This window comes from Paraburkholderia humisilvae, from assembly GCF_902859855.1.
GTDB lineage: Bacteria > Pseudomonadota > Gammaproteobacteria > Burkholderiales > Burkholderiaceae > Paraburkholderia > Paraburkholderia humisilvae.
The window spans coordinates 133,649-152,434 of the sequence record NZ_CADIKH010000017.1; the positions used below are offsets into that span (position 1 = coordinate 133,649).

General features: G+C 65.5%; 18 protein-coding genes. 3 read left to right on the forward strand and 15 right to left on the reverse strand.

The window, feature by feature from the left end; genetic code table 11:
* Positions 1-93: 93 nt before the first annotated feature.
* The 9 genes from flgJ to flgB form a co-directional block, all read right to left on the reverse strand.
* Entirely contained in the window at positions 94-1,047 is a 954-nt protein-coding gene (flgJ, locus tag HV796_RS19520; RefSeq protein ID WP_175228140.1) for a flagellar assembly peptidoglycan hydrolase FlgJ, read from the reverse strand.
* 15 nt (positions 1,048-1,062) lie between these two features.
* Positions 1,063-2,289, reverse strand: a complete 1,227-nt coding sequence (locus tag HV796_RS19525) for a flagellar basal body P-ring protein FlgI (RefSeq protein WP_377693197.1) — start codon at positions 2,287-2,289, stop codon at positions 1,063-1,065.
* A 35-nt stretch (positions 2,290-2,324) separates the two neighbouring features.
* Positions 2,325-3,002, reverse strand: coding sequence for a flagellar basal body L-ring protein FlgH (gene flgH, locus HV796_RS19530; RefSeq protein ID WP_175228181.1), 678 nt, complete (start codon positions 3,000-3,002; stop codon positions 2,325-2,327).
* Positions 3,003-3,073: 71 nt separating this feature from the next.
* A complete protein-coding gene (flgG, locus tag HV796_RS19535; protein WP_175228141.1) occupies positions 3,074-3,862 on the reverse strand; it encodes a flagellar basal-body rod protein FlgG in 789 nt (262 codons plus the stop codon).
* A 57-nt stretch (positions 3,863-3,919) separates the two neighbouring features.
* Positions 3,920-4,678: a flagellar basal-body rod protein FlgF gene (gene flgF, locus HV796_RS19540; protein WP_175228142.1), complete on the reverse strand. Its 759-nt coding sequence runs from the start codon at positions 4,676-4,678 to the stop codon at positions 3,920-3,922.
* Between the two features lie 50 nt (positions 4,679-4,728).
* Positions 4,729-5,985 carry a flagellar hook protein FlgE gene (flgE, locus tag HV796_RS19545; RefSeq protein ID WP_175228143.1) on the reverse strand — a complete coding sequence of 419 codons (1,257 nt, stop codon included), beginning with the start codon at positions 5,983-5,985 and terminating at the stop codon, positions 4,729-4,731.
* Between the two features lie 24 nt (positions 5,986-6,009).
* On the reverse strand, positions 6,010-6,735 hold the full coding sequence (locus HV796_RS19550; RefSeq protein WP_281369801.1) for a flagellar hook capping FlgD N-terminal domain-containing protein: 726 nt from the start codon (positions 6,733-6,735) through the stop codon (positions 6,010-6,012).
* Positions 6,736-6,745: 10 nt separating this feature from the next.
* On the reverse strand, positions 6,746-7,168 hold the full coding sequence (flgC, locus tag HV796_RS19555) for a flagellar basal body rod protein FlgC (RefSeq protein WP_175228144.1): 423 nt from the start codon (positions 7,166-7,168) through the stop codon (positions 6,746-6,748).
* A 147-nt stretch (positions 7,169-7,315) separates the two neighbouring features.
* A complete protein-coding gene (gene flgB, locus HV796_RS19560; RefSeq protein WP_175228145.1) occupies positions 7,316-7,801 on the reverse strand; it encodes a flagellar basal body rod protein FlgB in 486 nt (161 codons plus the stop codon).
* A gap of 274 nt (positions 7,802-8,075) precedes the next feature.
* On the opposite strand from flgB, the gene flgA reads away from it, so the two are divergent.
* From flgA to HV796_RS19575, 3 genes are all read left to right on the forward strand, one after another.
* Complete coding sequence (gene flgA / locus HV796_RS19565; protein ID WP_175228146.1) at positions 8,076-9,653, forward strand: flagellar basal body P-ring formation chaperone FlgA; 1,578 nt, start codon at positions 8,076-8,078, stop codon at positions 9,651-9,653.
* A 234-nt stretch (positions 9,654-9,887) separates the two neighbouring features.
* On the forward strand, positions 9,888-10,229 hold the full coding sequence (flgM, locus tag HV796_RS19570) for a flagellar biosynthesis anti-sigma factor FlgM (protein ID WP_175228147.1): 342 nt from the start codon (positions 9,888-9,890) through the stop codon (positions 10,227-10,229).
* Between the two features lie 98 nt (positions 10,230-10,327).
* Positions 10,328-10,774: a flagella synthesis protein FlgN gene (locus HV796_RS19575; RefSeq protein ID WP_175228148.1), complete on the forward strand. Its 447-nt coding sequence runs from the start codon at positions 10,328-10,330 to the stop codon at positions 10,772-10,774.
* A 17-nt stretch (positions 10,775-10,791) separates the two neighbouring features.
* Here the strand turns inward: HV796_RS19575 and HV796_RS19580 are convergent, their stop codons facing one another.
* The 6 genes from HV796_RS19580 to flhB all read right to left on the reverse strand — a co-directional run bounded on the left by HV796_RS19580 (position 10,792) and on the right by flhB (position 18,758).
* Positions 10,792-11,829: a GSU2403 family nucleotidyltransferase fold protein gene (locus HV796_RS19580; RefSeq protein WP_175228149.1), complete on the reverse strand. Its 1,038-nt coding sequence runs from the start codon at positions 11,827-11,829 to the stop codon at positions 10,792-10,794.
* Positions 11,830-11,955: 126 nt separating this feature from the next.
* Positions 11,956-12,687 carry an RNA polymerase sigma factor FliA gene (locus HV796_RS19585; protein ID WP_175228150.1) on the reverse strand — a complete coding sequence of 244 codons (732 nt, stop codon included), beginning with the start codon at positions 12,685-12,687 and terminating at the stop codon, positions 11,956-11,958.
* A gap of 24 nt (positions 12,688-12,711) precedes the next feature.
* Positions 12,712-13,581 carry a MinD/ParA family ATP-binding protein gene (locus HV796_RS19590; protein WP_175228151.1) on the reverse strand — a complete coding sequence of 290 codons (870 nt, stop codon included), beginning with the start codon at positions 13,579-13,581 and terminating at the stop codon, positions 12,712-12,714.
* Positions 13,574-15,394, reverse strand: coding sequence for a flagellar biosynthesis GTPase FlhF (gene flhF / locus HV796_RS19595; RefSeq protein ID WP_175228152.1), 1,821 nt, complete (start codon positions 15,392-15,394; stop codon positions 13,574-13,576). The genes HV796_RS19590 and flhF overlap by 8 nt, the downstream gene beginning before the upstream one ends.
* Positions 15,391-17,496 (reverse strand): flagellar biosynthesis protein FlhA, encoded by a 2,106-nt coding sequence (gene flhA / locus HV796_RS19600; RefSeq protein WP_175228153.1) that lies wholly within the window; start codon positions 17,494-17,496, stop codon positions 15,391-15,393. Before flhA ends, flhF begins: the two co-directional genes overlap by 4 nt.
* On the reverse strand, positions 17,493-18,758 hold the full coding sequence (flhB, locus tag HV796_RS19605; RefSeq protein ID WP_175228154.1) for a flagellar biosynthesis protein FlhB: 1,266 nt from the start codon (positions 18,756-18,758) through the stop codon (positions 17,493-17,495). The genes flhA and flhB overlap by 4 nt, the downstream gene beginning before the upstream one ends.
* Positions 18,759-18,786 lie beyond the last annotated feature (28 nt).

The window sequence follows — 18,786 nt, forward strand, 5'->3', positions numbered from 1 at the left end:
GGCAATTATTCGACGAAGTTTAGAGTCGGATCGCAAATAATTTTGGCACGAGCACACGCGAGGTAGGCGAGACACGTAGACGGGAAGCGGCGCTCAGCTCATCTGCTGCATGATCGACATCAGCTTGCGCGCGTAGTGCGGATCGGTCGCGTAGCCGGCGCGCTGCATGCCGGCCGCGAAGCCCGCGGCGCTCTTTGCATGGGAAGCGTTCAACACCGCCGCATAGCGCGGGTTGTTCTTCAGCATGCTCGCGTAATCGCTCATCGCGTCCTCGTACGACGCGTACGAGCGGAACTTCTCGACGCGGCGCTGCGGTTGGCCGTCCACATACTCGGTCGTGACGGTCGACACCGTGTCGCCGGTCCAATCTTTGGTCGCCTTGATGCCGAACACATTGTGGCTCGTCGAGCCGTCCGGCTTCTTGATCTCGCGCTTGCCCCAGCCCGACTCGAGCGCGGCCTGGCCGATAATGAATCGCGCGGGAATGCCGGTCGCGGCGCTCGCCGCCTGCGCCGGCGTAGCCAGCTTGTTAACAAACGTGTCGACCTTCTCCGACTGGCCGTTGCCGCGCACAGGCGGCGTCAGCGCGCTGTTGGCCGAGTAGCCGCGGCCCGACGCAAGCGCACCGTTTGCCGCCGGATTCGCATAGGCGCGTGCGAGCGAACCTAGCGTCGCGAGCGAGCCCGTGCCGCCACCGAAGATCGAGCCGTTACCGTCGTCCGCGATGTTCGCCTGACGCGCGAGCTGCTTGATCATCATGTCGGCTACGCCGATCCCCTTGGACGACATCTGCTGCGACAACTGTTCGTCCAGCATCGACATGAACTGGTCGCCGTCGCGCGAATCGAGCGGGCCATCGTGCGGCGTCGCATCGCGCATGCTTTTCATCATCATCTGCAGGAACACCGCGTCGAACTGGCGCGCGGCAACCTTCAGCGCGGATTGCGGCGCTGCCTTCGCCTGCGCGCGCAATGCGTCGAAGCCTTGTACGTCGAGTGCGAAGCGCTGGTCGAGATCCGTTACCGGCTTGGGAGAGTCCGCATTCATCGTCGTGCTTCCTGCTCAGATGATTTCCAGGTCGGCGCGCAACGCACCCGCCGCCTTCATGGCCTGCAAGATCGACATCAGGTCGGCCGGCGTCGCGCCGAGCGCGTTCAGCGCCTTGACGACATCGGCGAGGTTCGCACCGGCCGTCACGTACTTCAGCGAACCATTGTCCTGTTTCAGCTGGATCTGTGACTGGCGCGCGGCGACCGTCTGCCCGTTCGAAAACGCATTCGGCTGGCTGACCACCGTCTGCGTATTGACGACCACCGACAGATTCCCGTGCGCGACCGCGCAGCTTTCGAGCGTCACCATCTGGTTCATCACGATCGACCCGGTGCGCGCGTTCAGGATGACCTTCGCCGCAGCTTTCGCCGGCTTGATCTCGAGGTTCTGCAACTGCGCGAGAAACGACACCTGCGATGCGGTATCGCCTGGCGCGTGCAACTGGATCGTGCGGCCATCAAGCGCCGTGGCGGTCCCCATGCCGAACGCATTGTTGACGACTGCGACGATCTTCTGCGCGTTGTCGTAGTCCATGTCGTTCAGGTTCATCTCCATCACGCCGCCCGCCTGCGCGACGTTGACCGGCAAGGACCGCTCGACGATCGCGCCGTCCGTGATGCGTCCGGCCGCAAGCTGGTTAACCTGTACGCGGCTGCCGTTCGCGCTCGCGCCGGCGCCGCCGACCGCGAGGTTGCCCTGCGCGAGGGCGTACACCGAACCGTCGGCGCCTTTCATCGGCGTAAGCAGCAACGTGCCGCCGCGCAGGCTTTTCGCGTTGCCAAGCGACGACACCGTGACGTCGATCGCTTCGCCCGGTCGCGCGAACGGCGGCAGCGTCGCCGTCACCATCACCGCGGCGACGTTCTTCAGCTGCATGTTGGTGAGCGGCGACACACCGCCATTCGTCGCGCCGGCCTGCTGGTTGTTAATGCCGATACCAAGGTTCGCCAGCATGTTCGCAAGCGTCTGCGTCGTGAACGGCGTCTGCGTGGTCTGGTCGCCCGTGCCGTCCAGGCCGACGACGAGGCCGTAACCGATCAGCGGGTTGTCGCGCACGCCCTGGATCGACACGAGATCCTTCAGCCGCTCCGCATGCGCGGCCGGTGACGATGCGGCGACGAGCGCGAGCACCGACACGACGAACAGCAGCGCGCCCGCCACCTGCCGCACGGCCCGCGCGGAGCGGCTCGCGCCGACGCGTGCCAGTGAGCGCGCGAGTGACCGCGAAAACGGGCCCATCAACGCGTGACGAAGAGTTGAGGCATGCATCGTCATCACCATGGCGAAATATTCATGAAGAAGCGCTGCAGCCAGCCCATCTGCTCGGCTTCATCGATATAGCCCTTCGCCGAGTATTCGATTTTCGCGTCGGCCACTTCGGTCGAGAACACCGAGTTGTCGCCCGCCACCGTGTTCGGATTCACGACACCGGAAAAGCGCACCCACTCGTTGCCCTGATTGATCAGCATCTGCTTCTGGCCGCTGACGATGAGATTGCCGTTCGGCAACACGTTCGTCACGGTAACGGTGATCACGCCGTTAAACGTGTTCGACGCATTCGCGCCACCGCTTGCCTGGAACTGGTTCTGGCCGGTGCCGTTGATGTTCGTCTTGTTCAGCAGGCCGGACAGGAAGTTTGCCTGCGTGACCGCGACCGTCGTGTTGCCCGCGCGGTTCGCGTTTGCGCCGGACTGCTTGGTCGCGTTGATGTTTTCCGCGATGACGATGGTCAGGATGTCACCGACATTGCGCGGACGCTGGTCTTCGAACAGCGGATGGCCGGCCGTGCCCGGATTGAAGATCGAGCCGGGCGCCTGCAATTGTGGCGGGACCGGCGGCACCGCGGTCATCGGCTGCTGCACGATCGGGTCTTTGGGCACGAGCGCGCAGCCGGCCAACGCGCCGGCGAGTGCGAGCGGCAGTGCCGCGCGCGCGGCACCGGTGCGAACCATGAGACTGATGAGCTGCGACATCTTCGTGAGCGCCTACCTGATAACTATCTGTTCGAAGCGACGACGAACGTTCAAACCTGCATCTGACTGAGCGTCTGCAGCATCTGATCGGACGTGCTCACCGCCTTGCTGTTGATTTCATACGCGCGCTGGGTCTGGATCATGTTCACCAGCTCCTGCACGACGTTCACGTTCGAGGTTTCGACGAAACCCTGCTGCAACGAGCCGATGCCGTTCAGGCTCGGCTGGCCGACGTTGGGCGCGCCCGACGACTGCGTTTCCTGCACCAGGTTCTGGCCAATCGAGTCGAGACCGGCCGGGTTGATGAACGTGGCGATCTGAATCGTGCCGATGTTCACCGTGTTGGTCGAATTGCCCTGCGTGATCGACACGGTGCCGTCCTGGCCGATCGTCAGATTGGTCGCGTTCTGCGGCAACGTGATCGCCGGCTGGAGCGGAAAGCCGCTCGACGTGACGAGCCGGCCTTGCTGGTCGGTCTGGAACGAGCCGTCGCGCGTGTACGCGATCGTGCCGTCCGGCATCTGCACCTGGAAGAATCCGTTGCCGTTGATCGCGACGTCCTTCGAGTTGCCGGTCTGCGTCAGGTTGCCCTGCGTGTACAGCCGCTCGGTTGCGATCTGCTGCACGCCCGTGCCGATCTGGCTGCCCGACGGAATCTCGGTGTTTTGCGTCGAGTTGGCGCCGGGCTGGCGCAGCGTCTGGTACATCAGGTCTTCGAACACCGCGCGCGAGCCCTTGAAGCCGTTCGTGCTGACGTTCGCGAGGTTGTTCGAAATCACGTCCATCTGCGCCTGCTGCGCATTCATGCCGGTCGCGGCAATGTAGAGGGAGCGGTTCACGGTCGTTATTCTCCTGGTGTTACACCATGGGTTTCAGTCGGGCGGCAGCGCGCCGCGTCAACTGAAACTGAGCAACTGGTTGGCCGACTGCTCGTTCTGGTCGGCGGTCTGCAGCATCTTCGTCTGCAACTGGAACTGGCGTGCGTTGGTGATCATCGACACCATCGCGGCAACCGGATTCACATTGCTGCCTTCCAGCGATCCCGACGCGACCTGCACGTTCGGATCCTGATCGGCCGGATTGCCGTCGGCCGGGCGAAACAGGCCGTCGTCGCCGCGCATCATCGTGTTCGCATCCGGGTTCACGAGCTTGATCTGATCGACCAGCGCAATCGCGTTCGGCGGATCCCCAGGCGCGAGCACGGACACGCTGCCGTCCTTGCCGATCGTCACCTGGGACTCGGGCGGCACCGCAATCGGACCGCCGTTGCCGACGACCGGCAGATTGTTCGCGGTAACGATCTGGCCGTTCTCGTCGACGTGCAGATTACCGGCGCGCGTGTACGCTTCGTTGCCGTCCGGCGTCTGCACGGCAATCCAGCCCGGGCCCTGAATCGCGACGTCGAGCGGGTTGCCGGTCTGCGAGATCGGGCCCGGCGTGTAGTCCGAACCCGGCGTCGCGGACAGCACGAAGGTGCGCGTGGTCTGGTCGTTGACGCTCGAGCCGTCGCCGAAGCTCATCGGCACGGAACGGAAGTTCGCGAGCTGCGCGCGAAAGCCGGTGGTCGACGCATTCGCAAGGTTGTTCGCGACGACGGCCTGCTGGTCGAGCGCCTGCGTGGCGCCCGTCATCGCGGTGTAGATCAGTCGGTCCATGACTTGCTCGTGTCCTTGTCAGGATTTCGCGGCAGCTTACGGTTGCCGCGTTACAGGTTGATCAGGGTCTGGTCGATCGTCTGCTGCGTCTTGATCGTCTGCGCGTTCGCCTGATAGTTGCGCTGCGCGGTAATCAGATCGACGAGCGAATTGGTCAGGTCGACGTTCGACGTTTCGACGGCGCTGCCTTGCACGGAGCCGAGGTTCGACGAACCCGGCACGCCGATTTGCGGCTGACCCGACTGGCTCGTCTCCGCGAACTGGTTGTTGCCGAGGTTCTGCAGGCCGTTCGGATTCGCAAAGTTCGCCAGCAGCACTTGACCGAGGATCGCGGTACGGCCGTCGCTGTAGTTGCCGGTGATCGTGCCGTCATCGCCGATCGAGAAGTTCGACAGCTGCGACGTGCCAAAGCCATCCGTCGTGGTCGCGGACGTTTGGGCGCTGCCGTTGCCGCCGGCGCCGAACTGGGTCAAGCCGGCCATGTTGAGCGACACGTTCTGGGCTGCGGCGCCGTCGGTGTTCGGAACGTTGATCGAGAACACACCGGGTGTCGCGGTCGCATTGCCCGCCGGGTCGGCGGACGACACCAGCGCGCCCGTCGAATCGAACGTCATGCTGCCGAGGTCGGTCGGCGCGGTGCCCGCCGGGCCCGCGAACACTTCCCACGTGTTGGCAGTCGGACTCTTCACGAAGTACAGGTTGACCTTGGTCGTCGCGCCGAGGGAATCGACCGTACTGACCGACGTCGTGAAGGTATAGCTATCCGGGTCCTGGAAATTGAACGGTGTGTTCGTCGGCTGCGATGCCGCCGCGTCCAGGTTGATGCCGAAGGTCGCTTCCGTGGTCGCGACGGGCGGCAACAGGCTCGCATTGGGAATCTGGATCGGCACGACCGAGCCGGTTTGCAGCTGGCCCTGTGCGTTCGCCTGGAAGCCCATCACCTCGTTGCCTTCGGCGTCGACGATAAAGCCGTTCTTGTCCTCGATGAACTGGCCGTTACGCGAGTACGTAACCGAGCCGTTCGGGTTCTGCATCTGGAAGAAGCCGTTACCGTTGATCGCCATGTTGGTCGGGCTGCCGGTGGTCGTCACCTGGCCCTGCGAGAAATCCTGCTGCACACCGGCGAGGCGCGTACCGATACCAATCTGATTGTTGACCGCGGTCGCGATCGAGTTCGCGTATAGATCAGCGAATACGGCCGTGCTCTGCTTGAAGCCAACGGTTTGCGCGTTGGCAATATTGTTGCCGACCACGTCGAGGTCGTTGGTTGCGGCCGCCAGACCGCTCAAGCCTTGCTGATAACTCATGTTGCGCTCCGAATCGAATGAGAATCAAAGGATGCCCGAGGGGCCGCCGTTCAATGGGATGGTCTGACCGTTCGCCAAGGTCAGGCCCGGTGTGCCGTCCGCCTGCGTAACGACGCTTACCACCGTGATGCCGGTCAGGGCGACCGGCGCGTTGGCACCGGTCGCGGTACCGCCCGCGTCCGTCACCGTAAACGTGTAGTTGCCCGTCGGCAGCGCAGCGCCGGTGTCGTCGACCGGCTTGAAGCCCGGGACCGGAATGACGCCAGCCGGCTGCGAGCCGAGATCGATCGTCCGCACCACCGCACCGGTCGAGTCCGAGATCTGCAACCGCAGGTCCGACGCGGCGGCCGGCAGCTTGATGCCGAACGGCGACGAGGCTTCCGTGGTACTCGTCGTACCGTCGGCGTTCGTGGGGAAATCGACCGTGAACGTATTGCCCGGCACGAGCACGGTGCGCCCGATCAGCGACGCCGACTGGCCTGCCTCGGTCGCCGACAGTTGCGACGACAGCGACGTCAGCGACTGGTTGAGCTGCGCAATGCCGCTCACCGTGTCGATCTGCGCGAGCTGCGACGTCATCTGCGAGCTGTCCATCGGCGCGGTCGGGTCCTGGTTCTGCAACTGCGTGACAAGCAGTTTCAGGAACGTCTGCTGCAAATCCGCCGCGGACGTGCCTGCCGAATTCGCGCCCATCGTGTCGTTCGGCGTGGTGTTGGTCGTGGTGCCGCTGCTTCCAATTGGCGAGCTCAAAAGGTTCTCCTCACGTACCGATCGTCAGCGTCTTCAACATCAGGGTCTTCGCGGTGTTCAGCGTCTCGACGTTGGCCTGGTACGAGCGCGACGCCGAGATCATGTTCACCATCTCCTGCACCGGATCGACGTTCGGCCCGGTCACGTAGCCGTCCGCGTTCGCCGCCGGGTTGCTCGGGTCGTACGTCGTTTTCATCGGCGTCGGATCGTCGACCACGCCGGTCACCTGCACGCCGCCGACCTGTTGCCCCGAAGCCGAGCGCGCGCCGCCGAGCGGATCGACCGCGAACACGACCTGCTTCGCGCGATACGGCTGGCCGTCCGGACCGGTCGTGCTGTCCGCGTTCGCCAGATTCGACGCGGTGACGTTCAGGCGCTGCGACTCCGCCGTCAGCGCCGAACCCGCCACCTTGAAGATGTTCATCAATGACATGGCTTTTCGAGCCTCCTTCGTGATTCAACCCGTAGCGTTAATTGAGTGCTGCCGTTCGTGCGTTGCTGTTCTTGTGTCGCGCGGCGTCCTGCTGTTCGTCGTGTGGACTGCGGCGTTGGCCACGCATGTATCCGTGCATGGGCTCCGTTAGCTGCCGGACGTGATTGCCGACAGCAAGCCCTTGATCTGCGACGACACCAGCGTCATCCCCGATTCGAGATGCAGCGTGTTGTCGGCGAACTGCACGCGTTCCGAGTCGAGGTCGACTGTGTTGCCATCGAGCGCGGGCTGCACCGGAATCCGGTACTTCAGCTGGCCGTAGTCTTCGACCGAGCCCCCGGTCGGGATCAGCTTCGCCTTGCCTGCCATATGACCCGACGCGGTGGTGGCAAGCGTCATTCCACTCGTCACGCCGGCCGGCTGCGTCATCTGGAGCGGCGCCGCACCGGAGCTGGGCTGGCCGTCCGCCTTGCGCAACGCGCCGGCAAGCGACGACGCAAAGTTGATGTCACGCGCCTTGTAGTTCGGCGTGTCGGCGTTCGCGATATTCGACGACAGCACCTCCTGCCGGTAGGCGCGTACGTCGAGCGCTTCCTTGTTGAACGCAAAGTCCTGGTCGAGCTTGTCAAGCATCGTGCGTATCTCCGTCTGAACGGTCCGCGATCATGTTTGGCTGTCGCCCCGCGTCTGCGTGCCGCGGCAGGTGACCAGCAGCGGCACGGGCGATACGCGGAGGCTTTTTCGCATGGAGTGCATCTTAGGGGCGCGATGCAAGAGCCAATTGAACGAATAGCTGGGGAAGCCCCCCTCTATTCAACGTTTGCCAGGAGGGGGCGCTCTCTAGAATGCGTTTCGTACCCGCAAGTCCCGCTGCGCGTCGTTCTGTTATCGATTCTGGAGAATTGCCATGGCCCTGCCCGCTTTCGCTGCTCTGCCCGGCGTGTCTCGCGCCGCGCGGCTGCACGGCGCGGCGCGGCAAGCGTTACGCGCGTCGCGGGTCGGCGCGCTGCTCACCATTGCGTTGCCCGGGCTTGCGTTGACGGTGATCGCCGCGTTGCCGGTCACGGTTTACGCACAGGACAATGGCGGCCCGATCGTGATCCCGGGTCCCGGTGAAAAGAATCCCGCTGATGCGCAGGCACTGGTTGCGCGCATGGGCATGACGCCTCATAGCGCGCAGCCGAGCGCGGCAGCGCTCGCCGCGCTGCGGCCAACACCCGCCTCCCAGCGCGTGGCGGACCCCGACGACGGCCAGATCGTGATTCCCGGAACCGCCGAGCCCGGCAATCTGACTGGCGACGGCGGTTATCCCGCCAACGCCGCTAGCGCGACACGCGGGACCGTCACGAGCGGCACCGTGACGATTTCCAACGCGGCGCCCGGCATGCCGGTAACCCTGCAGCGCGTGAACATGCCGCCGGCGGCAAACCGCGTGGCGCCGGTGGTCGTCAGCAATGCGCAAGCGCGCTACAGCCCGCCGGCTTCCGATATCGGCGCAGCCGATGCAGCAGACGCCTCGGCGCCGGTCGTGATCGAGCCGCTTTCGGCCCGCGGTGAGCCGCCTCAGTTGGGCGGGCCCGGTGGAACGGCAGCGGTCAAAACCCAGCTGGTCGCGGCAAAGGCCGCGCCGGCACAGCCTGCGCCGGCGGAACAAGCGAGCGCCGCTGGACCAGCCGCGCGGGCCGCCGTAGCACCGGCCACCCAGACGGCCGTCGCGCAGACTGCTCAACGGCCTGCGCAATCGGCACAGATCGCGCAGTTGCAGGCCGCGCGTTATGCACAGCGCACGGTCGCGGCAGGCAACGCCGTTCCTGCGGCCGCCTTCACCGCCGCTGCCAGCTCCGACGCCGCGGCAGCCGCCGGCCAGCAAGACCCCGAGTCGATCCGCGCGACGGCGCTTGCTTTCCTGCAGCAGCAAACGGCCGGACTGCCCGGCAAGATCACGATTACCGTCGCGCCCGGATTTCAGCGCGGCCTCGCGGCCTGCACCGCACTCGAGCCATTCTTGCCGGTCGGCGCGCGTTTGTGGGGGCGCACGTCGGTCGGCGTGCGCTGCGCGGGCGCGCGTCCGTGGACGATCTATCTGCAGGCGCGCATTTCGCTGCTGGCGACCTACTACACCGCGGCGCGGCAGATCGCGCCAGGCGAGACGCTGTCGGCCGCGGATCTCGTCGCGCACGATGGCGACCTTGCGGTTCTGCCGCAAACGGTGATCACCGATCCGTCGCAGGCGGTGGGCGCGGTCGCGCTGCAGCGCATCGGCACCGGGATGCCGCTGCGTCAGGACACGCTGAGGAGCGCGGCGTCGGTGACCGCCGGACAGACGGTGCGCGTCGTTGCGTCGGGCGACGGATTCACGATTTCGGCGGAAGGCAGCGCGATGAACAACGCGGCGCCGGGCCAGCAGGTGCGCGTCAAGACCACCAACGGCCAGATCGTCACCGGCGTGGTGAAGGACGGAGCAACCGTCGAGATCCAGATGTAAGTGCAGTTACCGCGTAACAGACGGCGGCGACAACGGCACGCCGAACGCGGCGACAAGCGGTTTCAGGCGGCGTCAAGGAGCATCAAGCGGCGACAACAGACGGCGACAGGCGGCACCAAGCCGCTCCAGATCACGGAGAAGGCAGCAGAAGCGGGAAACTGACGGTCTCCGGTTGGGCTAAAGTTTCGGCTGGCGATTGCCGATATCAAGGTCAAATCGTTCAGGAAGCCCATCGTGAAAGTCGATTCCAGCACCAATCCGAATCTGTCGCCGCTAAATGGCGGCGTGCAGCGCAGTCAGCAGGGCGAAACCGCCGCAGCTGGCACGAGCGGCGCAGGAACTGCGGCGCCGGCCACGAGCGGCGGCGCGGCCGCGGATGTCAACCTGTCGGCGCTGGCGGGCCAGTTGCGTAGCCTCGCGGCGTCCGGCTCGGCCGACATCGACACCGCGCATGTCGAGTCGATCAAGCAGGCGATCCGCGAAGGCACGCTGCAAATCGATCCGTCGAAGATTGCCGATGGCGTGCTGGAAACCGCACGCAGCCTGCTGCAAGGCAACCCGCCCGCCGGCAACTGAGCGTCCATCCGTTGTTTCCGAGGGCGCTCTTTCTGCCGGAAGGCATGTAAAACCTGCGCCGCCCGCGATCTGCGGGCGGAACAACGTTTGAGTGAGTGATGAAAGACGCCCTGCTTGACACCATCATCGACGAATACGCAACCGTCGAAGCCTTCGCCTCCCTGCTCGTCTACGAACAACAAGCGCTGTCGACCGCGTGGCCGGGCGAGGTGCTCAAGCCGATCGTCGAACAGAAAACCTCGATGGCCGACAAGCTCTCGATGCTCGAGCGCACGCGCGATGCGCAATTGCGCGAGCGCGGCCTACCCGCCGGGAAGCGGGGCATGGATCTCGCGGCGGCAAAGGACGCGCGTCTGAATGAGCACTGGAGCGCGCTGCAGAAATCGGCGGAACGGGCGCGCATGCTCAACTTCAATAACGGCCTGATGATCCGCACGCGCATGGACTACAACCGCCGCATTCTGGCGGTGCTGCGCGGCACGCCCGAAAAAGCGGCAAGCTTCTACGGCCCGGACGGCAAGGTGCCGTCGCACTACGGCGTATAGACGAGCCGTTTCGCGCGCTATCCGGCGCCGCCCAGGTCGGCCAGAAAATCCCGCGCGCGTTCAGACAGATCCAGCTCGAAGTTCAGCACAAGCGCCGCGGCTGTCGCTACGCGCGGCCGTGCTTTCTTCTCGAGCCGCGCTGCCGCCTCGTCCAGCGAGTCGGGGAAGCGCTCCATCAGCGCATCGATCAGCACCGCCGCCTGGCGGCGGTCCTTGCCGGCCTTCGCGGCAAATGACGGGCCGCGCAGCGTGCTGACAATCAGTTTGTGAAGCGCAAATCTCGCGGGGTCCGGCAGCGTGACCGGGACCGCATGCTCCTTGCCAAGTACGAAACTGCTCGCCGATTCCGACAACAGATACCTGAAGTACGGCAACCCGGTCGCGTGCGCGCGCAAATGAGCCAGCGGTTTGGTCTCGTAGGCTTCGGTGCCGGGCACGAGCAGATCGACTTTCAGCGGTTGCCCGCGCGCCTTGAAGGAGGTGGCGGGCCTGCGCGAATCGAGCTCCGGGACCTCGAGAAAAGGCAGGCTGCTGTCGCGCAGAATGTCGAGAAAACTGCGATTTTGCGGAATCGCGACCGAGATGGCGCCTGTGCTGCCAATGTCGATGTCCTCGGTCCGGTAGTTCGCCGTCATCCGTACGCCAAGGCCGTTCAACAGCGCGCCGAATGCGTGCGAGCCGACCAGCACGCCACCGTGGCTGAAGATACCTGCGTTGTAAAGCGTGGCGATCGTGAGGGCAGCGGAGTTGTCGGCAGCGGCAAAGCCGGCCTTGCGCAATACCTGAACGTCGGCCGCCAGCGCGCGCATTTGCACGCTTTCCTGCATTTTCGCTTCGAGCGCGGCATTGGTTTCCGGTTCGCCGGCGCGGCCCAGCAAGAGTTCGACGCGCTTGCCGGATGCGAGATAGACGCGCCAGTAGACATAGGTTTTCCCGCCGACGATCTTGCGCCCGGCCGAGCCCGGCGAATGAAGCGCGATGTGCGTTTGCGCAGCGGCGCGCTCGGCAACCGAAGCGTATAGCGTTTGCAGCGCGTCGTTGTAGAAGGTCGGCATGGCGAAAGCGGTTATACCCTACGATCCAATTGTAGGGTATAAAACTGGTCACTGCCAGACTTATACCCCAAGATCAAATCGTGGGGTATAAACTCCCGCCAAACCCTTGTCGGGTGGCCCTCCTGTTTAATGCTCCTCGGCCGCCCAGGCCATTTCGCGCAGGCGCGCGCGCAACCGTGCGACCGCCTGGCTATGCAGCTGGCAGACACGCGATTCGCTCACTTCGATCACCGCGCCGATCTCGCGCAGGTTCATGCCACGCTCGTAATACAGCGACATCAGCAGCTTCTCGCGCTCGGGCAGACGTTCGATCGCCTCGATCAGCGCGCCGCGCAGGCTCTCGTCGAGCAGCGCGGACAGCGGGTCGGAATGATCGACGCAATAGCGGTCGAGGAAGGGCTCGTCGTCGGCGGAGCGGTCGAAGTCTTCGTAGTAGATCAGCTGGCTGCCGTGCAGGTCCTGCAGCATCGCCTGGTATTCGTCGAGCGGCATGTTCAGGTGCTGCGCGATTTCCGCTTCGCTCGCCGCCCGGCCAAGCTGCTGCTCGACCTGATGCACGGCCATCTCGAGCTCGCGCGACGTGCGTCGCACGCTGCGCGGCAGCCAGTCGTTGCTGCGCAGCTCGTCGAGCATCGCGCCGCGAATGCGCTGGCTCGCATACGTCTCGAACTGTGCGCCCTGGTCCTCCTTATAGCGGCTCGCGGCATCCAGCAGGCCGATCATGCCAGCCTGGATCAGATCGTCGAGGTCCACGCTCGCCGGCATCTTCGCCACCAGCTGCAGACCGAGCCGCCGCACAAGCGGCGTGTATTTCGTCAGAACGTCGGCCTGAGAAATCTTTCCTTGAGCGTTGTACATCGAGCTCCCCTTGTCCCCAGCCTGTCAGGCGTGCTGAGCGGACGGTTGTTCGGCGTGTGACGCCGGTGTGACAGCCGCGCTCGCCGACCACGGCGCGCGCGACGACATCGCTGGCCGCATCGGCCAGTACTGCAGTTCCGCGGCAAGGTGCCGGAAATCGCGCGCGGCAGGTGTCGACGGGAACGCGTCGACGATGCAGCGCGACAGCTCCCCGGAGCGCGCCATCAGCGGGTCCGCCGCGACGCAGCCGGCTCCTTCGAGCGCCACGGTCAGATAACGCCCTGCGACGTCCGCGAGGTTGTCGAGCGCGAGGTGCGCATCGGCGACGCTGTGCACGTGATTGACGAGCACACGGAACTGCGCAATCGCATACGCGTAGTGCAATCGCTTCATGCACGCGTACGTGTCGGTAATCGCCTGCGCGGCGACGCGCGTCACCATCATCAGATCGTGTGCCTGCAACGCGAGGTCCGACAGCATGCCGTCACGCTCGAACTGCACGTCGATCAACACCACATCGGCCGGGCCGTCAAACACCGCGGCAAGCTGCGACGGCCTGCACGCTTCGCGATGGCGACGCGGCGCGGCCAGCACCGCGAAGCCCGCGCCGTGACGCTCGACCGCCGTATCGAGCGCGATCTCGCCGCGCGCGAACGCGAGAAAGCGCTCCGCCGCCACGCCGTCGGGCTTCGCGACGATCGCGTGCGGCTCGCCCGCATGTTCGTCGACGACCAGCACGTCCTTGCCCTGCGCAGCCAACGCAGCGGCGAGATTCACGACCGTCGTCGAACAGCCGACGCCCACCGAACCGCCGGTGACGGCGATCGCGCGCGATCCGTGGCGCGCGAGCAGACGCCGCAACCCTTCCGCCTGATCGGACATGAACTTAGCCAAACCGGACCTCATGCTGCTCGGCAGTCGAGCGTGCGGACAGCGCGGACAGCAGGCCCGGGACATCGTCTTCCTGGGGGACAAACGGCGAGTGATCGCGCGGGATGCAGAACGCGCTGCGAATCAGGAATTTCTTCGTCGCGACGTACAGGTTCTCCGGCACCTTCTGCCCGGTCGATACGTAGTGGACCGGCAGGCGGTAACGCAGTACCGCGTCGAGCGTGCTGCCCAGATTGGTCGCCTCGTCGAGCTTCGTGAGAATGCAGCCGGCAAGCGGCTGCCTGTCGGGCGCGCTTTGATAGGCCTGCACGACTTCATTCAGCGTGTCGCCGTGGCTCGTCGCGTTGAGCAGCAGCAGGCGCTGCACCGGCTGGCCGGCGCGGCACAGCATCGCGATCTGATCCGACACGAGGCGGTCGCGCTGGCTCATGCCGATCGTGTCGATCAGCACAATGTGCTTGTTGCGCAGTTCCGAAAGCGCGAGCTGCAGGTCCGCGCCGTCCTTCACCGCATGCACCGACACGCCGAGAATCTTGCCGAAGATACGCAGTTGTTCGTGGCCGCCGATCCGGTAGCTATCGGTCGTGAGCAGCGACACCTTGCTCGCGCCGTAACGCATCACGCAACGTGCGGCGAGCTTCGCGGTCGTCGTCGTCTTGCCGACGCCGGTCGGACCCATCAGCGCGAACACGCCGCCGTGTTCCATCAGCGCGTCTTCGCTTTCCATCACCGGCAGGTTCGACTCGAGCACCGAGTTGACCCATTCCATGCCCGCGTCGAAGCTCTCGACGGCCGGCAGGTTGTCGACCACCATCCGCACGAGCTGCGCGGAAAAGCCCGCGGCGAACAGGTGTCGCGTAAGCGCTGACTGGATCGGGCTGCGGCGCTGGCTGTCGGCCCACAGCAGGCCGGCGAAGTGCTCTTCCATCATGCCGCGCAGCGACGCGAGCTCGTGCATCACCGTTTCGTTGACGATCTGCGACATGCGCGCATTGATCGCGTCGGTGACGGCGGCGGTCACGTGCTCCGGATAGCCCGACGCGGACGTCGCGCGCTGCGTCGCACGGCGTGCCGCAAGCTGCGCGGCTTCGCGCGCCCAGTCCGGCGTGTCGTTCGACAGCGTCGGAATCGGCGCAAGCGCCGCAAGCGGCGCGCTATGCGCATCGTCGCGGCGCGCGGCGAGTGCCGGCGCATCGGTCGGCGCGCCGAGGCCCTTCGCCGCGGCGGCGGCCGGTGTCAGCGGCGGCTGCTTCAAGCTGTACATGCCCAGCTTGCTATCCGGCCGGTTGACGATCTCTTGCGCGTGGTCGATCAGCCACGGATTCGTTTCGGCCATCGTCACGGGGCGCGGCGCGGCGTGTTTCTCGACCGGCTTCATGATCGACGCGGCCGGCACAGCAGGCTTCGTGGCCGGCGCCGGTTCGCTCTTTTCGATGCGCGGCTTCGGTTCTTCGACCTCGGCAGCATTCAGCGCGGCAGCCACGCTCGCAGCGGGCGCCGGCGCGGCAGGTTCGTTGTTGTCGGCGCCGGCTTCGGGGCTTGCGCCAAATACCGACGAAAACACATCGGGCAGGCCGCTCGCATACGGATTCGCGAACATCGGGGCTGAACCGGCGCGCGCCGCGCCCTCGTCCGCGGCCACCTTGCGTGCGGCCGGCGCAATCGCGGCGAGTTCGCTGTCGGCGAGCGCAACGATCTCGACGGTGCCGTCGGCGAGCGCACGGTTCGACAGCACGACCGCGTCGGCGCCCAGCGCTTCGCGAACGAGGCGCAACGCGTCGCGGCTGGTTGCGCCGTTGAATTTACGGATGTTCAAGCTTGACCCCCGATGAGGTTAACGACCCTGATGTTTCTTGTGTCGGGCACTTCCGCGTACGAAAGCACCTTGAGTTGTGGCAGGCTGCGGCGCAGGAAACGCGCGAGCATCGCGCGCAGCGCGTGCTGCACGAGCAGCACCGGCGCGTAGCCGAGACTTTGCTGGCGTGTCATCGCCTTTTGCGTTTCGGTCAGCAGGTTCTGCGCGAGGCCCGGTTCGAGGCCCGGGTTCGGACCGGTCGTCAGCGCCTGCGCGAGCACGCGTTCGAGATTCGAATCGAGGCCCATCACCTGCATGTCGCCGCTGCCGGGGAACCATTGCTGCGTGATCGCGCGGCCGAGCGCGAGCCGCACGATCGCGGTCAGATCGTGTGCGTCGGACACCTTCGGCGTGTGCTCGGCGATCGCTTCGAGAATCGTGCGCATATCGCGAATCGGCACGCCCTCTTCGAGCAGGTTTTGCAGCGTCTTTTGCAACGTCGTGAGCGATACCAGCTTCGGCACCAGCTCTTCGACGAGCGACGGCGTGTTCTTCGTGGTCCGCTCGAGCAGCGCCTGCACTTCCTGGCGGCCGAGCAGTTCGGACGCATGCGTGACGACCAGATGGTTCAGATGGGTCGCGACCACCGTGCTCGAATCGACCACCGTATAGCCGTATACCTGCGCCTGCTCGCGCAGGTTCGTGTCGATCCAGATCGCCGGCAGGCCGAACGCCGGGTCGGTCGTCGGCGTGCCCGGCAGCGCCGCGCTGACCTGGCCCGGGTTGATCGCGAGCCACTGGCCCGGATACGCTTCGCCGACACCGATCTCGACGCCCTTCAACGTGATCCGGTAGCCGTTCGGCCGCAATTCCAGGTTGTCACGGATGTGAATGACCGGCGGCAGGAAGCCGATTTCCTGCGCGAACTTCTTGCGGATGCTCTTGATCCGCTTGAGCAGCTCGCCATCCGAATTGCGGTCGACGAGCGGGATCAGCCGGTAGCCGACCTCGAGGCCGAGCGTGTCGATCATCGTCACGTCATCCCAGCTTGCTTCGGTGTTCTCCGGGGCGGCGAGTGCCGTCGGCGCGACGTCGACCAGCGCGCCCTCCGTCTTGCGCCGCTCGGCGCGCTTCTTCAGCACACGGCCAAGCTGGATCGCGCCGCCGCCCAGCGCCAGAAACGCGAGGTGCGGCATGTCCGGAATCATCCCCATCAGCACGAGGATCGCGCCGGTGATCATCAGCACGCGCGGGTTCGAGAACAGTTGCGACGTGAGCTGCGTGCCGATGTCCTCGTTGGTCGCGACGCGCGACACGATCACGCCGGCTGCGGTCGAAATGACGAGCGACGGGATCTGCGCGACGAGACCGTCGCCGATCGTCAGCAGCGTGTAGTTCTTGCCGGCGTCCGCGAAGCTCATGCCGTGCTGCGCGACGCCGACAATCAAACCGCCGAGGATGTTGATCACCATGATCAGCAGGCCCGCGATCGCGTCGCCGCGCACGAACTTGCTCGCACCGTCCATCGAACCGTAGAACTCGGCTTCCTGCGCGATCTCGGTGCGGCGCTTTTTCGCCTGCTCTTCGTTGATCATGCCGGCGTTCAGGTCAGCGTCGATCGCCATCTGCTTGCCGGGCATCGCATCGAGCGTGAAGCGCGCGGACACTTCGGCGATCCGGCCCGCACCCTTCGTGATCACCATGAAGTTGATCACCATCAGGATCACGAACACGACGATACCGACCGCGAAGTTGCCGCCGACGAGGAAGTGGCCGAACGCCTCGATCACCTTGCCGGCCGCGTCCGGGCCGGTGTGGCCTTCGAGCAGCACGATGCGCGTGGAAGCCACGTTCAGCGACAGACGCAGCAGCGTCGAGAACAGCAGCACGCTCGGGAACGCCGCGAAGTCGAGCGGCTTCATCGTGTACATGCTGACGAGCAGCACCATCACCGCCAGCGCGATGTTAAACGTGAACAGCAGATCCAGCAGGAACGGCGGCAACGGCAGAATCATCATGCCGAGGATCATGCAGATCAGGATCGGCCCGGCGAGCGCGCGCAGGTTCGCGGTCTGCAGCATCTCGGGGCGGCGCGACAGGAAGCCGGCGCGGGGCGTGCTCATGCGCGGCCTCCGTCATTGCGCGGGGCGCTTCGGTCACTACCGTCGTTCTGGCCGCTGCTGCGGCGGGCTTGCGGATCGCGTTGTTCCACGTCTTCGATATCTTCGATGTCGTCGTCTTCGTCCGCCACCGGGCGGCGTGTGTCGAGTTCAGCCGGCACTTCGAGATCGCTCGGCTTGACGGGCTCCGCGCCGCCGTGCGTATTGAAGCGGCGCAGCTGATACACCCACGCGAGCACTTCGGCGACCGCGCTGTACAGCACGCCGGGCACTTCGGCGTCGAGCCGCACGTTGTAATAAAGCGCGCGCGCCAGCGGCGGCGCCTCGAGCAGCGGCACGTTGTTTTCCGCCGCGATCTCGCGAATGCGCGCCGCGACGAGATTCACGCCCTTGGCAACCACCTTCGGCGCGCGCATCTTGCCGTCCGTGTACTGCAGCGCGACCGCGAAGTGCGTCGGGTTCGTCACGACGACGTCGGCCTTCGGCACCTGCGACATCATCCGACGGCGCGCGATCGCCCGTTGCTGCGAGCGAATGCGGGCCTTCACGTGCGGATCGCCTTCGTTTTCGCGGTGCTCGCGCTTGACCTCTTCCTTGGTCATGCGCAATTTCTTCTCGTACTGCCAGATCTGATACGGCACATCGAGCGCCGCGATCAGGAACATCCCGGTGACGGTCGTCGCGCAGCACACGGCGATCAGATGACCGGCGCTCGCGAGCGCGACCGACATCGGCTGGGTCACGAGCGCGAGCACGTCGTCCTTGTGATTCCAGAAAGTAAGCGCGCCAATCCCGCCGACCACCACGGTCTTCGCGAGCGCCATGCCGAGCTGGATCGCTCCGTTCGGCGAGAAAATCCGGCCAAGACCTTTGATCGGATTGAGCTTGTTCCACTTCGGCTCGAGCGACTTGGCCGACAGCAGCCAGCCGCCGAGCGCGATCGGCGCGACCAGCGCGGCCAGACCGGTCAGCAGCAGCACCGGCGCCAGTGCGGACAGGCCCTCGATGCCCGCGTCGCCCGCGCCGATCAGCATCCGGTGCGTGTCGAACGCGGTTGCGTGATCGAACGTGAACGCGCCGCGCACCATCGTCTGCAGGTGGCTGCCGATATGGCCGAATAGCCCCCACCCGCCGAGAAAGCCTGCCGACAGCAACGCGAACGACACGAGCTCGCGCGAACGCGCAACCTGCCCCTCCTCGCGCGCCTTCTGACGGCGGCGAGGGGTGGCTGGTTCGGTCTTTTCGAGGTCGCTGTCCTCTGCCACGGGGCTCTCCAGGCGGTCACGGCACCCA

What these genes read in the sequence shown, in the direction of transcription:
- flgJ (WP_175228140.1), bottom strand. Translation starts at nt 1,047, where the DNA reads ATGAATGCGGACTCTCCCAAGCCGGTAACGGATCTCGACCAGCGCTTC.
- HV796_RS19525 (WP_377693197.1), bottom strand. Translation starts at nt 2,289, where the DNA reads ATGGGCCCGTTTTCGCGGTCACTCGCGCGCTCACTGGCACGCGTCGGC.
- flgH (WP_175228181.1), bottom strand. Translation starts at nt 3,002, where the DNA reads ATGGTTCGCACCGGTGCCGCGCGCGCGGCACTGCCGCTCGCACTCGCC.
- flgF (WP_175228142.1), bottom strand. Translation starts at nt 4,678, where the DNA reads ATGGACCGACTGATCTACACCGCGATGACGGGCGCCACGCAGGCGCTC.
- flgE (WP_175228143.1), bottom strand. Translation starts at nt 5,985, where the DNA reads ATGAGTTATCAGCAAGGCTTGAGCGGTCTGGCGGCCGCAACCAACGAC.
- flgC (WP_175228144.1), bottom strand. Translation starts at nt 7,168, where the DNA reads ATGTCATTGATGAACATCTTCAAGGTGGCGGGTTCGGCGCTGACGGCG.
- flgB (WP_175228145.1), bottom strand. Translation starts at nt 7,801, where the DNA reads ATGCTTGACAAGCTCGACCAGGACTTTGCGTTCAACAAGGAAGCGCTC.
- flgA (WP_175228146.1), top strand. Translation starts at nt 8,076, where the DNA reads ATGGCCCTGCCCGCTTTCGCTGCTCTGCCCGGCGTGTCTCGCGCCGCG.
- HV796_RS19575 (WP_175228148.1), top strand. Translation starts at nt 10,328, where the DNA reads ATGAAAGACGCCCTGCTTGACACCATCATCGACGAATACGCAACCGTC.
- HV796_RS19580 (WP_175228149.1), bottom strand. Translation starts at nt 11,829, where the DNA reads ATGCCGACCTTCTACAACGACGCGCTGCAAACGCTATACGCTTCGGTT.
- HV796_RS19585 (WP_175228150.1), bottom strand. Translation starts at nt 12,687, where the DNA reads ATGTACAACGCTCAAGGAAAGATTTCTCAGGCCGACGTTCTGACGAAA.
- flhA (WP_175228153.1), bottom strand. Translation starts at nt 17,496, where the DNA reads ATGAGCACGCCCCGCGCCGGCTTCCTGTCGCGCCGCCCCGAGATGCTG.